15 protein-coding genes are annotated in these 14,165 nt (G+C 43.3%); 4 read left to right on the top strand and 11 right to left on the bottom strand.

Going from position 1 to position 14,165, the window contains the following annotated elements; genetic code table 11:
* The first annotated feature begins 22 nt into the window (after positions 1–22).
* Positions 23–784, top strand: a complete 762-nt coding sequence (locus AB4493_RS00830) for a TatD family hydrolase (RefSeq protein WP_104216339.1) — start codon at positions 23–25, stop codon at positions 782–784.
* A gap of 530 nt (positions 785–1,314) precedes the next feature.
* On the opposite strand, the gene tatC is transcribed toward AB4493_RS00830, so the two are convergent.
* The 7 genes from tatC to rmuC all read right to left on the bottom strand — a co-directional run bounded on the left by tatC (position 1,315) and on the right by rmuC (position 7,650).
* Positions 1,315–2,070: a twin-arginine translocase subunit TatC gene (gene tatC, locus AB4493_RS00825; protein ID WP_017060156.1), complete on the bottom strand. Its 756-nt coding sequence runs from the start codon at positions 2,068–2,070 to the stop codon at positions 1,315–1,317.
* Between the two features lie 148 nt (positions 2,071–2,218).
* Positions 2,219–2,626, bottom strand: a complete 408-nt coding sequence (gene tatB, locus AB4493_RS00820; protein WP_017060155.1) for a Sec-independent protein translocase protein TatB — start codon at positions 2,624–2,626, stop codon at positions 2,219–2,221.
* A 3-nt stretch (positions 2,627–2,629) separates the two neighbouring features.
* Complete coding sequence (gene tatA / locus AB4493_RS00815; protein WP_017060154.1) at positions 2,630–2,884, bottom strand: Sec-independent protein translocase subunit TatA; 255 nt, start codon at positions 2,882–2,884, stop codon at positions 2,630–2,632.
* A gap of 53 nt (positions 2,885–2,937) precedes the next feature.
* Positions 2,938–4,572 (bottom strand): ubiquinone biosynthesis regulatory protein kinase UbiB, encoded by a 1,635-nt coding sequence (gene ubiB, locus AB4493_RS00810; protein ID WP_372154376.1) that lies wholly within the window; start codon positions 4,570–4,572, stop codon positions 2,938–2,940.
* Complete coding sequence (locus tag AB4493_RS00805; protein ID WP_017063051.1) at positions 4,569–5,174, bottom strand: SCP2 domain-containing protein; 606 nt, start codon at positions 5,172–5,174, stop codon at positions 4,569–4,571. The genes ubiB and AB4493_RS00805 overlap by 4 nt, the downstream gene beginning before the upstream one ends.
* A gap of 98 nt (positions 5,175–5,272) precedes the next feature.
* Entirely contained in the window at positions 5,273–6,052 is a 780-nt protein-coding gene (ubiE, locus tag AB4493_RS00800) for a bifunctional demethylmenaquinone methyltransferase/2-methoxy-6-polyprenyl-1,4-benzoquinol methylase UbiE (RefSeq protein WP_026012235.1), read from the bottom strand.
* Between the two features lie 65 nt (positions 6,053–6,117).
* Positions 6,118–7,650 carry a DNA recombination protein RmuC gene (gene rmuC, locus AB4493_RS00795; RefSeq protein ID WP_372154375.1) on the bottom strand — a complete coding sequence of 511 codons (1,533 nt, stop codon included), beginning with the start codon at positions 7,648–7,650 and terminating at the stop codon, positions 6,118–6,120.
* A 138-nt stretch (positions 7,651–7,788) separates the two neighbouring features.
* Between rmuC and AB4493_RS00790 the strand changes: the two genes are divergently transcribed.
* Entirely contained in the window at positions 7,789–8,682 is an 894-nt protein-coding gene (locus AB4493_RS00790; RefSeq protein WP_104216341.1) for a DMT family transporter, read from the top strand.
* Positions 8,683–8,959: 277 nt separating this feature from the next.
* Here the strand turns inward: AB4493_RS00790 and AB4493_RS00785 are convergent, their stop codons facing one another.
* The 3 genes from AB4493_RS00785 to AB4493_RS00775 all read right to left on the bottom strand — a co-directional run bounded on the left by AB4493_RS00785 (position 8,960) and on the right by AB4493_RS00775 (position 11,976).
* Entirely contained in the window at positions 8,960–10,399 is a 1,440-nt protein-coding gene (locus tag AB4493_RS00785) for a TniQ family protein (protein ID WP_372154374.1), read from the bottom strand.
* A gap of 185 nt (positions 10,400–10,584) precedes the next feature.
* Positions 10,585–11,304 carry a hypothetical protein gene (locus AB4493_RS00780; RefSeq protein WP_102281787.1) on the bottom strand — a complete coding sequence of 240 codons (720 nt, stop codon included), beginning with the start codon at positions 11,302–11,304 and terminating at the stop codon, positions 10,585–10,587.
* 117 nt (positions 11,305–11,421) lie between these two features.
* On the bottom strand, positions 11,422–11,976 hold the full coding sequence (locus AB4493_RS00775; RefSeq protein ID WP_102500396.1) for a hypothetical protein: 555 nt from the start codon (positions 11,974–11,976) through the stop codon (positions 11,422–11,424).
* A 210-nt stretch (positions 11,977–12,186) separates the two neighbouring features.
* Between AB4493_RS00775 and AB4493_RS00770 the strand changes: the two genes are divergently transcribed.
* The gene (locus AB4493_RS00770; protein ID WP_102500395.1) at positions 12,187–13,032 is read left to right on the top strand and encodes a hypothetical protein; all 846 of its coding nucleotides are present in this window, start codon (positions 12,187–12,189) and stop codon (positions 13,030–13,032) included.
* 53 nt (positions 13,033–13,085) lie between these two features.
* Here AB4493_RS00770 and AB4493_RS00765 read toward each other — a convergent pair whose 3' ends face one another.
* Positions 13,086–13,772, bottom strand: coding sequence for a hypothetical protein (locus AB4493_RS00765; RefSeq protein WP_102500394.1), 687 nt, complete (start codon positions 13,770–13,772; stop codon positions 13,086–13,088).
* A 185-nt stretch (positions 13,773–13,957) separates the two neighbouring features.
* On the opposite strand from AB4493_RS00765, the gene AB4493_RS00760 reads away from it, so the two are divergent.
* Positions 13,958–14,165 (top strand): hypothetical protein (locus AB4493_RS00760; RefSeq protein ID WP_372154373.1); only part of this gene is annotated, 208 nt, incomplete at its 3' end.

Genomic DNA, 14,165 nt, shown 5'->3' with positions numbered 1-14,165 from the left:
AGACCGCTTTCAGGACAAAACAATGATCGACACCCATGCTCATATTTACGCTAGCGAATTCGATGAAGACCGCGAACAAGTTGTGCAGCGCGCACTGGCTCAAGGGATTGATACCATTCTATTGCCGAACATCGATTTAGAATCTATCGAACCAATGTTAGCAACGGAAGCGCAGTTTCCTGATGTGTGCCGTTCAATGATGGGCTTACACCCTTGTTATGTGGATGCGAATATCGAGCAAACCCTCAAAACCATTCGAGCTTGGTTTGATAAGCATGACTTTATCGCCGTGGGTGAGATTGGTATCGACTTGTACTGGGATAAAACCTTCAAGGCTGAACAAGAGATGGCGTTTGTGACTCAACTGCAGTGGGCAAAAGAGCTTGATCTACCTGTGGTGATCCACACTCGTGATTCCATTGAAGAGACACTTGCCCTACTTCGTAAAGAACAAGATGGCAGCTTACGCGGGGTATTCCACTGCTTTGGTAGCAGCTTAGAGGAAGCTCAAGCGATCAACGAGCTAGGCTTTCATTTAGGTTTAGGCGGCGTTTCGACCTTTAAGAACTCTGGGATGGATAAGGTGATTCCACATCTTGATATGAATTACGTCATCCTAGAGACAGATTGCCCATACTTAGCACCAACACCGAATCGCGGTAAACGCAATGAACCAGCCTACACAGAATTAGTAGCAAAACGCATCGCTGAATTGCGCGGCAAAAGCATCGAAGAGGTGAATGCAATCACCACAAAAAATGCAATCAGCTTATTCAACTTGTAAAAACCTATACAATTCAACAAAAAATGTAAGTTTTGTATATTTTGTTGAATGAACTATTAAACTAGTACAACATAAGCCGCCTGAATATCTCGACGGTAATTTATGTGTAAGCACCCCCACTTAAGGCGTAAACATCGAACTCTATGGCACAAAGTAATTGGCATCAAAGAGCTGTATAATTGCACTCAATGTGGATACCAATTGAAAGTAAGATAGATACGCAAAATCAAAGCGGCTAGCGTCGCTTTTTTGTTTGTTCAGTGGAAAGTTAGAATTTACAGTTTAGTTTGAGTTACTATCTCATTCAATATATCATCAACCACCTGCATATAGAGGTAGTTGATTATGTGTGACCATTCACAACACTTACAACGTCAACATCGAACCCTATGGCATAAAATTTTGGGCATCAAAGAGCTCTATATATGTCAGAACTGTGGCTATCAGTTAAAGATTCGATAAACAGACATAATAAAAAAGCGGCCCTAGGCCGCTTTTTTATTATGTGATTTTTACTGAAGCATTCCGAATCAAGATTCAGCTTCTTCCTCTTCATCCGCATCTGGCTTACGCGTATAAAAGCGTGCGAAAAACAGACCAATCTCAAACAGAATACACATTGGAATCGCCAACAGTGTTTGCGAGATCATATCTGGTGGTGTCAGCATCATACCGATGATGAAAGCACCCACCACAATGTAAGGACGCTTTTCAGACAGAGATTGAGGCGTTGTTGCCCCCGTCCAACACAACAAGATAATCGCAACAGGCACTTCAAAGGCAATACCAAAAGCAAAGAACAGCGCGAGTACAAAATCAAGATAGCTTGAGATGTCGGTTGCGAACTCTACTCCCCCTAATGATATGGCCGTAAAAAAGCCAAATACCAACGGGAATACAATAAAGTAAGCGAACGCCACACCACAGTAAAACAGCAATGAACTTGAAGCCAATAGCGGCATGATCAAGCGTTTTTCATGCTTGTATAAACCCGGAGCAACAAAAGCCCACACCTGATACAAAATAAACGGAACCGCGAGGAATATAGACGCGATCAAGGTTAATTTCAGCGGTGTGAAAAATGGCGATGCAACATCGGTTGCGATCATCGTCGCCCCTTCCGGTAGACGATCTACCAAAGGTGCTGATACGAATTCATAAATATCATTAGCAAAATAAATTAGCCCGACAAATATCACTAGCACCGCGACAATCGCACGTAGTAGGCGATTACGTAGTTCTAGAAGGTGGCTAATTAAAGGCTGTGTCTGCTCAGTCGAAGACATGTCAAACCTCTTAAACAGGAAGATCGAAAAGGAGCCGCGCGTGTATCTATCCAGTTGAATTGGTATCCACTTGAATAGTTATTTACTTGAATAGATATCTATTTAAACATCTAGCGAATCAAGTATCCGGCGACTCCTCCTTGCGAGACTATTCGGCTTTCTTATCTGACGGTGCTGAAGCTTCGCTGTTGACCTGAATGGTTTCAGATTCCACAGTTTCCATGACACTAGGTTTAGTCTCACTTGGCTTATCAGACTCAGGCTTAGCATACGGACGTTGAACCTCAGCAGCGGCCTGCTTGAGTTCATCGACTGACGCTTTAAGGTCTGGAGATAAATCTTCCATACCCATTTTTTCCGCCTTGCGTAGGTTTTCTTGCAGCTCTTGCACCTTAAGCTCATGAGAAAGTTCATCTTTCACACTGTTTGCCATGCTTTTCGCTTGTCCAACAAACTTGGAAATACTGCGAATCGCCACGGGCAAACGCTCAGGCCCTAAAACCACTAACCCAACGACAGATATTAATACCAGTTCCCAAAAACCGATATCAAACACGATTTACGCCTGCTCTTTGTCTTTCTTTGTTTCAGCAGTTGTTTCAGCGTGAGCTTCTGTCTTCTGCTGTTCAATATTCTTTGGTTCGAAGTCTGCATCTTTCTTATCTGCAGGCTTGTCTTCATCGCTCATCGCTTTTTTGAAGCCTTTAACCGCTGAACCTAAGTCACCACCCATACCGCGCAGTTTCTTTGTTCCGAATAGCAAAATTACAATTACAGCAATGATTAGAAGTTGCCAAATACTGATACCACCCATTGTCATTGTCCTCGGGTCTGTCTACACATAAAAATATTAAGAGAGTCTACTGTCTAACGACGGTAAGCTCGCCAACTAAGCAACCAAAATGTGACACCTGCGATGCCACAGCCCATAGATAGCTGCTCATAAGGGCTTGAAACTAATATTGCGGAGCATACGACTAAAGTGGCTCCAACGCCAAACAAAAACTTTCCAGTTGCTTGCTGACGCTTACTATCTCGGTAACCTTGATAAAGCTGATCCATTCTGTGGTTCATCGCTTTACCTTGGCGCAAGCTGTCATAAAGTAGCTCTGGCAGCTCTGGCAGTTTTTCTGCCCAGAATGGCGCACGCTCTTTTACTGCGTTGATCACAGCTTGCGGCCCCACCTGATTCATCATCCAGGTTTCAAGGAAAGGCTTCGCCGTTGCCCACAAATCAAGTTGCGGATACAGCTGACGGCCTAGGCCTTCGACATACAACAAGGTCTTTTGCAGAAGCACCAACTGAGGTTGAACCTCCATGTTGAAACGTCTTGCTGTATTAAATAAGTTTAGCAACACATGGCCAAATGAGATCTCACCAAGTGGTTTTGCAAAAATTGGCTCACACACCATGCGAATCGCGAACTCGAAATCGTTAACGTTGGTGTCGTGTGGCACCCAACCCGAATCCACGTGCAGCTCTGCGACTTTACGGTAATCTCGATTGAAGAAGGCCAGCAGGTTCTCTGCTAAATAACGCTTATCTTCGCTGTTGAGCGTGCCAACAATGCCACAATCCAAACCAATCCACTGAGGGTTGTCTGGATTTTCTGGATTAACGAATACGTTACCCGGGTGCATGTCGGCATGGAAAAAGCTGTCTCGGAATACTTGAGTGAAGAATACCGTCACACCACGTTCTGCCAACAATTTCATGTTAGTGCCGTTGGCGTTCAGAGTTTCAATATCGGAAACCTGAATACCATAGATTCGCTCTGACACCATCAGGGTTTCGCTGCTTAGATCAGGGATAACCTCTGGAACATACAGCTCTTCACTGCCTTCAAAATTACGTCGCAGTTGAATGGCATTGGCCGCCTCACGGCGCAGGTCGAGTTCATCAAGTAACGTTTTCTCGTACTCGTGAACCACTTCAACCGGTTTCAAACGACGTGCTTCAGGAAGCGACTTAGCGACTATACGCGCCATTCGGTGCATCAGTTTTAGATCTGCGTCAATCACCGGGCGAATATCAGGTCGAATGACCTTCAGAACAATCTCGCGACCGCTCTCTTTAAGCTTTGCGGTATGCACCTGAGCAATAGAAGCAGAAGCCAGTGGCTCGATATCAAAGTCGGTAAACCAGTTGTCTAAACTGCCACCCAACGCCTTTTCCATATCTTGCTTCGCCAATTGACCATCAAACGGCGCAACTTGGTCTTGCAACAACGCCAACTGATCGGCGATATGAGGAGGGAACAGATCACGACGTGTCGACATCATCTGTCCAAACTTGATCCACACTGGACCAAGTTCTTGCAGCGCAAGGCGCAAGCGATGACCCAACTCTTTATCTTGATGCTTGTTCTTGAGCCAAAACAGTGACTTTCGCGCCAACAAAGGGGCTTTAGTCAGTTGGTGTTCCGGCATCAACTCATCAAGGCCGTATTCCAACTGTACCTTGATAATATGATAAAGACGTTTCAGTTCTGCTGGGGTCATGCTTTCTCCAACAGAGCGTTCAACTTAGCTTCAAGACGAGCAGCAGAGCTTTTTACGTCATCAACTTGGTCGCAAAAATGCGCGACTTCTAACGGTGCAGGTGCGATCTTCCACTCTTCAGTCAGAACTTGAGCAACATGATTTTGATGCTTAGTTGCCTGTTTTGCTACAAAGCCACCGACGTTTTTAACGCCTTGCACCAAGGTATGCGCAACCACATCACCCGTTACGCGCGATAACCACTCTTCCAAATCAGGCTTGCAGTCTGTCATCAGTTGAGCGAATTTCTGAGCCAGTTGAATATCACCTTCTAAGATCAGCTTATCTTGCTTGATCAGCTTGGTGATGTTCGATTGCTCACGCAGTTCAGGTAACACCGATAGGTTCAAAGATAGGTAGCAGTCAGGCTGCCCTTCGTATTCTGACAACACATCAATCTGTTGGCTGAAAACGAAAGTGAGTGTTTTATTCAACTCTTTCAAATTAACTTGAATGATCTGCCCCTTTAAACGAGACAAACGACGAACCAAGGCTGGATCATCGTTCACGAAAGTATTTAAAGAGGTTTCAATAACCGCGGTTACCAATGGATCAAATGGCATGACTGTCCTTACCTTTGAAAACGGATAAGCCTTAACCTATCCGTTCTATCTTTATTCTTATTGTTTAGCACGCTCAGCGAGCCTGCTACCAAGCTCGACTAGAACTTGTAACCGCGGTGCAGCGCAACAATACCGCCCGTTAGGTTGAAGTATTTTGTATTTTCAAAGCCCGCTTCTTGCATCATGCCTTCCAAAGTCTCTTGATTTGGGTGCATACGAATAGATTCTGCAAGGTAACGGTAGCTGTCTGCATCGTTGGCAATCAGCTCACCCATTTTTGGCAACAGGTGGAAAGAGTATGCGTCGTAAACCTTTGATAGTGGCTCAAGCACTGGCTTAGAAAACTCAAGAACCAACAGACGGCCACCCGGCTTAAGTACGCGGTACATAGAACGCAGCGCTTGGTCTTTATCGGTTACGTTACGCAGACAGAAGCTGATCGTAATGCAATCGAAGTAGTTATCTGGGAATGGCAACTCTTCAGCGTTCGCTTGTACGTAGTGTACGTTGCCAACAATGCCGCTATCACGCAGCTTATCACGGCCAACATTCAGCATTGAGTTGTTGATATCAGCAAGAACCACGTGGCCTTTTTCACCAACGATACGCGAGAATTTCGCAGTAAGGTCGCCAGTACCACCACCAAGATCTAGGATACGCTGACCAGGGCGAACGCCACTGCAATCAATTGTGAATCGCTTCCACAAGCGGTGAACACCACCCGACATTAAGTCATTCATGATGTCGTATTTAGCGGCTACAGAGTGAAATACCTCTGCTACTTTCGCGACTTTTTCGTCTTTTGCGACTGTTTCGAAACCAAAGTGTGTGGTTTCTGACTCTACTGCTGAATTTGTCTGCACGCTTGTGTCCATAATGCTGTTATCTACCATGGTAAGTTCTCATCGACAGCGCTCTTTGTGTTTAGAGGCGCTGCGGCCGATTAGTTTACTTTATCCTCAGTAGGTTGTCTTTCTACTAAAGAGACATTTTCTGAAAAAGCCTCATTTTGCGCCATTTCGGCCAAACCAATCGAGATCGGTTTCTTCACTTCAACACCCAATTGCTTGAAGCTTTCGGCCTGACGAATCACGTTGCCTCGCCCTGTGACTAGCTTATTCATCGCCCCTTGATAACTTTGGTTTGCTCTATCAAGTGAGCTGCCAAGGCCTTCCATATCATCAACAAACAGGCGCAGCTTGTCGTAAAGCTTGCTCGCACGTTCTGCGATAACCTGTGCGTTCTGGTTCTGTCTGTCGTTACGCCACAGGTTATCAATTGTACGCAGTGCCACCAGCAAAGTGGTTGGGCTGACCAAGATGATGTTTTGCTCCATCGCGTCTTTCACCAAGCTAGGGTCGGCTTGAATAGCGACTTGGAATGCTGGCTCAACCGGGATAAACATCAACACGTAATCCAAGCTTTGGATGCCTTTGAGCTGATGATAATCTTTCTGGCTCAAACCTTTGATGTGCGCTCTTAACGACACCAAGTGATCACGCAATGCAGCATCACGCTGCTGGTCGGTTTCGGCATTGAAGTAGCGTTCAAATGCCACCAACGCCATTTTGGAATCGACCACCACTTGCTTATCTTGTGGCAGATGCACAATCACATCCGGTTGATAACGCTTGCCCGCATCGTTTTGCAGGTTCACTTGCGTTTGGTATTCGTGGCCTTCGCGCAGTCCTGATTCAGCAAGCACGCGAGCCAGCACCACCTCGCCCCAGTTACCTTGTTGTTTGTTGTCACCCTTTAGCGCTTGAGTCAGGTTCACCGCTTCACGCGTCATACTCTCATTAAGACGCTGCAGGTTTTTAAGCTCATGCACCAAAGTATGACGCTCTTTGGCTTCTTGGCTGAAGCTGTCGTTCACTTGTTTCTTAAAGCCTTCCAACTGCTCTCTTAGTGGAGACAACAAACCTTCTAGGCTCTGCTTATTCTGCTGATCGACCTTGGCGGTTTTGGTTTCAAACAGTTGGTTCGCTAACAATTCAAACTGCTGCTTAAGTCGTGATTCAGCTTGCTCTAGCAACTGCAGCTTTTCGCTATTGGCGAGGTTTTCTTGGTCATGCCTTGCTTCTTGCTCGCGCAGCTCGGCTTCTAATTCAGACTTATGATCTTTAAGCACATTGATCTCATCAGCGTACTGCTGGCGCTCTTGCTTTACCGCCTCAAAGTAGCGCAGTTTTTCCATTGCAGCCATCACCTTACCGTGCGCCTGCTTGAGCTCGAATGCCGCTTTGTCTCGGTCATCATCTAACTCATCGAGCTCTTGTTGCGCCTCTGCGAGTGATGATTTGAGCTGAGCTTGCTGAGATTCATGCAACAAACGATCGGACTCTAGCTGCTGCTCGAGCAATCGCTGCTGAAAAGAGAGCTTCTGTTTAATCCACCAACCCACGACACCGCCGCTGACGAGCGCGCCAGAAATTGCAGCAATAAGCGTTGCCTGATGTTCGATAATCCATTGCATGATAATGATTTAGCCTAATTGGAAATAACTCATTAAATGGTATTTTGATACTGGATAAATGTCCAGTTTGCCGTATTAAAATTCGACAGATAGACTAGGCGCTCCGTATTCTGTCCCATCAAATTAGAATGAGTTGCCATGAACGAACGTCGTGCCTTGGGCTTTGGCCTTTCCGCAGTACTGCTGTGGTCAACGGTCGCTACTGCTTTTAAGCTGACCCTTGCTGAGTTTTCACCGATTCAAATGCTGACCATTGCCAGTATTGTGTCGTCGATTGCGCTGATCGCAGTCTGCGCCTTTCAAGGTAAGCTCTCTCAGCTGAGTACAACGTTCCTTTCAAACCCTTGGTATTACCTGCTGCTCGGCTTGGTTAACCCATTGGCTTATTACCTGATTCTATTCAAAGCCTACGACCTGCTGCCCGCTTCTCAAGCTCAAGCCATCAACTACAGCTGGGCTATCACGCTAACCTTAATGGCGGCGGTTTTTCTGGGGCAAAAGATTCGTAAGCAAGATTGGATTGCTTGTACCTTCAGCTATGCGGGTGTGGTAGTTATTGCGACCAAAGGCGATGTGTTAGGCATGCAGTTCGATAGCCCACTTGGTGTGGCACTGGCGCTGCTTTCTACTCTGCTTTGGGCGGGATACTGGATTCTAAACACCAAAAACAAGGCTGACCCTGTGATTGGCGTATTGCTTGGTTTCTTAGTGGCATTGCCCTTCGCGATCGGTTTAACCATTTACGAAGGCGAGAGCTTTAGCCAAATCACAGCAAAAGGTTGGATGGCTGTGACTTACGTAGGCCTGTTTGAGATGGGCATTACCTTTGTCTTGTGGCTCTCGGCATTAAAACTGACCAACAACACGGCACGTATCAGCAACCTAATTTTTGCCTCGCCGTTTATCTCGTTGATGCTACTTTCCACTATTATCGGCGAAGAGATTCACCCAGCGACCCTGTTTGGCTTGGTACTGATCATTGCTGGCTTAGTGATTCAACAGATCAAGTTTTCAAAAAACAAACCGGCGTAAATAAGAGCTAAAAGATTCAATTGAGCACGAAAAGCTATCGATAAAGTCGAATCTAGAGCTAGAGCACAATGTTAGATACAAAAATGGCGAGTCGTATGACTCGCCATTTTTATATAATTTAAAATCTAGTGAGTAAGCTAAAAGCTTAATGTGCAGCGACAATAGAGTTCGCCCGTAAGGGCACCTGCGTACAATAAAGTTTGCCCATAAGGAGTTTACATTCACCCCACCAATTCATAGGCTTCTGACTATCAACGTAAAAAGACCAGAAAAACAACTAAACTGGGAGTACGTTTTTTCTTACTAATGAAGTGTTACTATGTCCTGATGCTTTGGTTAAATACTGAATATTAGCTCCAGACGCTACAGCCAAAGCAGCAATGACATCCCTAATCGCATGCAAGTTTTGCCCTTCTGATGGTATGCCCCCTTGCTGGCTGAAGGGTTCTCGAAGAATTTTATTAAGCTCCGATACAGCAAGTGGTTTGCCTGTTCTAGACATTATAACTGGATCTGCTAATCGAAAGCGACCTGCACACCGTTGTTCTGCATACCATTTTATCCTATCTTCAAAGACTCTAGGTAATAGAAAAAACCTGTTGGTACTTCTGACCCGTTTTCTCTTTAGCTGAATAGCTAAGAGACCAGATATTGGTTCACGTTTAATACTCTCAAATGTTACGCCAAATAGCTCTGTATGAGATCCATATGTTGACTCCATTAGTATCATTAACCACTTAACCGTAGCAGCTTCAAATGTTTCTGGGTCATGATAATCAACCAAGTGTTCCTTCAGCTTTAAGTATGCTTGCAAAGTCTCGTCACTAATATGCTCAGGTAAATCTGAAGGCTGGAATACCCACTCTACGATACTTTTAATATCTGCATCATTGATACTGTTGTAGTTTCCACTGGAGTGTAAATCTGCATGTTGGCAACATTCGCTATAGTTACAACCTAAGCAAGGAGAAGAGGATTTGTAAAAACACATTCCATCCTTCGGCTTCATGACAACATTGCCGCGCAAATAGTCAGCAAATAAAACCTTCTCATCTGATGGAAAACAGTTTAGATATTGATAGAAAAGACCTATAAGTCTATGCAACGGCTCTTCTAGCTCATCAAAATCGAACAGCCCACGTTTAGCCGTACTCCTGAAAAAGTCTATTAACAAGCAAGGTGCAATAATACAAGGTCGGCTCTCGAAGTCGGAAGATTCAAGCAAATCTTTATGACCGATACTTGGGACATCACGAAGTATCGATTCAAACGCCTTGAAGAGGCTCAGTTCTCGTTTTTTAGCCGTATCAACAAGCTTCAATAGCCGCTTATTGTGAATAGAACACTGAAAGTTGAACAACCACTCTCGTTTTAACCAACCATGCCCATAGTTTAAATGTTGTTCAGCAATGCACTCTGGACAATAGCGCACTGATTTATCGTGCTTTTCATCATAGTAACAAGTGTCGCTATTAGATATGCGCTGACTATATGGTGCACTCAAAGCCCTTTTTGTGATTTCCTCGTAACGTACGCTGTGAAACTCCCCGATCAACTTTGATAGACTATCTGCTGATTTTTTCTGAGCTACAAAGTTGCCATTTTTCAGCAAAATAAACTTATGAAAAAAAGGCTCTGTCATGTAATGGTTGACACTTGCAAGCCTGAATACATAGCTGAAAAGAGACTCACTTGCCTTGATGCTTGGAATATACATTTCTAATAAACACTCTGTCCTTGATCAGGGTACTTCTCACTTGGTGATCACACATTCAGCTGGACACATTCAGCTGGACACCCTAAACACACTTTTGGACAAAAACGATTTAGACCTATAGCTCCAAATCGTTTATTCAAGATTAGAAAAAGTATCTTGAAACCTTAAATGCTTGTATGCAAAATTCACCCTTTTGCTTCGACATATTGGTACTCACCGCTCTGACTATCTTTGTATTCATTATAAAATGCTTCAAAATACTCACCGTCTCTTCTCCGCGTAACCCCAATTCCCAGCAAATGATAACCAGAGTTTTTATAGCCCAAAATTTCGTTTGCGACAGCGTCTACTATGTATACGATCTTGTCAGGGTCACGCTCATAAACCGGGACTTTAATACCAATTGGGTCAAGCACAACAAAATCGTTTTCTTCTGGGATATTAAAATCGAATTGAAAAAGAAGACTTACTTCTTTAGCGTAGTCAAAATAAGTTTCAAATAGAACTGGCGACTTGCCCAGACGCCCAACAAAATTCGGACGAGATTTAACCTCTGAATCAAACTTAATTACACTATCTATGGTTGTATTTGCTACGGCACTTTTTGACTTATATAGGTCTAAATACGAATCCAAATCCTTTAATTCTTCATACAATGCGCCTCGTGTAAGAAAGCGAATACCGTGTGCTTTTTCTAAAGCATCCAGCAAACCAAAAAAATTAACTTGATCAGCATTAGTCTGGCTCGCCAATAGTTGCGTTTTTGAGATCTCTGCTGACCGCATAGCTGCACGAGCTGCTAGAAATGTACAGAGAGCTGTAAGCACAATAGCTACTGTCTCGACAAAATCATCAACTTTAAGTATTAGGTTAACTTCTTCGACTACAATCGTTCCTAACGACAAGTGATTTACTCCTTTTTTTTGCTATAGTGCCCGCTTAAACGGACAAAATTTGTTAGTTATAATGTGGAGCAAATCTAAACCTAAGCAACTGTTTTTTTGTTACGTTTAAAGCGCTTGTTATGTAAAATCACACTCGGAGCAAAGTTCTACGATAACTTCATCTTCAAGAGCTGGGAATAATTTTTTCAAGTCTGCAACTTTAACATTCCCCAGTGAGCCAAGTTCATTTCTAATCCATTTTGCAGACTCATAAATGCCATCAGGTAGAAGTTGAACAAGCTCATAAGCTCGCTGATAATATTTGTCATTTGGTGACATAGGGTGTGTGGTTTCTCTTTTTGACATGTCTATAGAGTACGCAACCGCGATGCCTTCTTCTAAATAATTGGTATACCCGATAACTGGATTCAGTAGATGGATTGTTTCATGGGCCAGCTCATAAAGTGCAGCTGGCCAGTATCCACCCGCATTATGGCTAAGAACAGCCCAAGCACCATCGTTTTGTAAACGATTTCGTATAAAAGGGCCACGCTCTCCAAAAGTAGGTTGAAAGATTTGCTTATCAAGTTCTTTCTTACCAAGTAACTTCTCGGCCTCTTCTAATAGAAATTTTTGTAAAGCCCAAACGGCTACCTTTGAATCTTTAGGTAAAACTAGATCAAATGTGTACATATATTCTCATTTCACATAACGCCAAATTAAGGTGTGAACAACGCCAACACCTTACCTAACGCATTGTACTATAAACACTAAACTTGCTTGAAGTGAAAGCGCCAAGCGTTGTGAATCACTCTTAAACTTCCTGATAGGCAACTTGACGCATTACAAAAAGACACTCAAAATTCGAACCCATAAAACAACTCAATGCAAGGAAGGTAAAAATTGACACTAGTCATAGCAGGCAAACAAAACCAAAAAGCTGGTCTATTTATCACCACAGATAGCCATATAACTCAAAGTAACACCGTTTTAGTAAAAGGTTTTAAAAAAGTTTATGAAATCCCCATCAGAATCAAAGGAGTCGTATTCCATGGGGAAGCCTTTGGTAACTACAGGGGGCAAGAAAAAGAGTATAAATGCTTTGTTGCAATGGCAGGCAGTACATTAGTCGCTCAACACCTGATGAACTCAATTCGCAATCACCTAAGTGAACTGTACCCAACGTACGAAAATGGTGAATATAAGTTGGCAATGAGCTGCCAACAGAGCCGATTTCTTAATTCAACCCATTACTTTAGCGAAGAGATGTTTAGCGAACAGGATATTACTAGTGCTTTAGATGCAAACCTCGTTTCCGAGGTCGTATTACACTCTATACAGGCGGTGTTAGATAAAGCGGCGAATCACGGTGGAATGAGAACACGGTTTAAGCAATATCAGGCTGAATTCATTCTTGGGTTTTATTGCCCACGGGCAGCAGATCACAAGCTGTTTGTATTCGATATAGCACAAGACCCAAATGATAATAGTAAAGCCATCGCCAACAAACATGTAATTCCGGCAAGTGAAATTGCCGTAATTGGGATGAAAGCCGCTTATAAAAATAGAGCCAATACCCACTATGCCTCTGCTGTTCAACAGGCTACTAGCTGTGATAGCGTTATGCACGACTTCCTTCTCAACGCTATTCAAAGTGAAAACAGTGCAGGAAATAACGAAATCGGAAAACCCGCGGGACTATTCAACTTTCAGTTTAATCAGTTAACACGTATTGAACTAACAAAATAACTGCATATACAGCCTTTATCCGGAGGCTGTATTTAAGTATGTTGCCTAACGCCTCAAGAACTGGCGGCAGCTTTATCGCCGTCCGCGTTGCTTGACTTGTTAGGCTTTGACTCTATTACGGTTTCGGTTTGACTAGGGCTAACTAATGCAGTGTCAATTATTTTATAAGATGTATAAGAGAATATTGAAACTCCAACAACCAATATTGCAACTGAGAAATACTTAGAGTATCGATAAGCTGGCTCACCCGACTTGACCCGTTCCCACTCTATTTTAAGTAATGGTTTGGCATAGCTTCTTACTTTATTACAACTGACTTTAACTTCTTTGAACTCATTTTTGTTAAAAAGATCTCTCGATTCTTCAAGCGCGGCAAGGAAGTCGTCATTTAACTTCTTAAGGTGAGGTTTCTTTTCATTCTCATTTATACGAAAGATTATGTCGTTGTACATTTTATTTACTTGAGAGTAAGTCTCTTCGACACCTTTTGTCATTTCGAATCGGTTTTTCTTGTCGGGGTGCTGCTCAACATAATGCTTATATAAAGTAGACAAATAATACAGCGAAGCTATGTAAGAGGAAATTGATTCTCTTAATGAATTAATCCAATCTTGTCGAAATTCTGAAACCTTTTGCTCTTTGGAAGAAACCAAATTCATTAGCGAAAAGAATCCGCCGACAATTGCAGCAAACATCACTCCAATCATTGTGATTGTGTTTTTAATAACTAATTCTTCCAATTTATGTACCTATACCTATCCATTGCCAAAAAGAAGCCTAACATTTTAATATCGTGCAAGCACACATTGCTTCCGACTCAAGGCACGTTATCAATCAAAAGCTTTCCTTTAGTTTTTTATTATTCAACAACTTAGAGATAGTTGAGCAACATATTCGTGCGTAAGTGTGATTGAAGGTCAGTCTGTTGTGGATTAGAAAATTTAGCTACATTGTTGGAACTCTAGGCATAAAAAAAGTAAGGCAAGTTGAAGGGTTTGAAACTGAGTTTAATCCCTCTCTGGCTCACTTTGGGGCAGAAGTAAGCTTGCCACATACAGTTCTTAGCTTTAAACTAACGTTGAGAGCCTCGGGTATCCCTGCTTTTTCTTGGAGATACTATTTACTGTCTGGCC

It is taken from the genome of Vibrio sp. 10N.222.55.A1, from assembly GCF_041473835.1.
GTDB classification, from domain to species: Bacteria; Pseudomonadota; Gammaproteobacteria; order Enterobacterales; family Vibrionaceae; genus Vibrio; species Vibrio crassostreae_C.
Note: the sequence above shows the minus strand (reverse complement) of the source record. Positions and strands in the feature narration are given on the sequence as shown.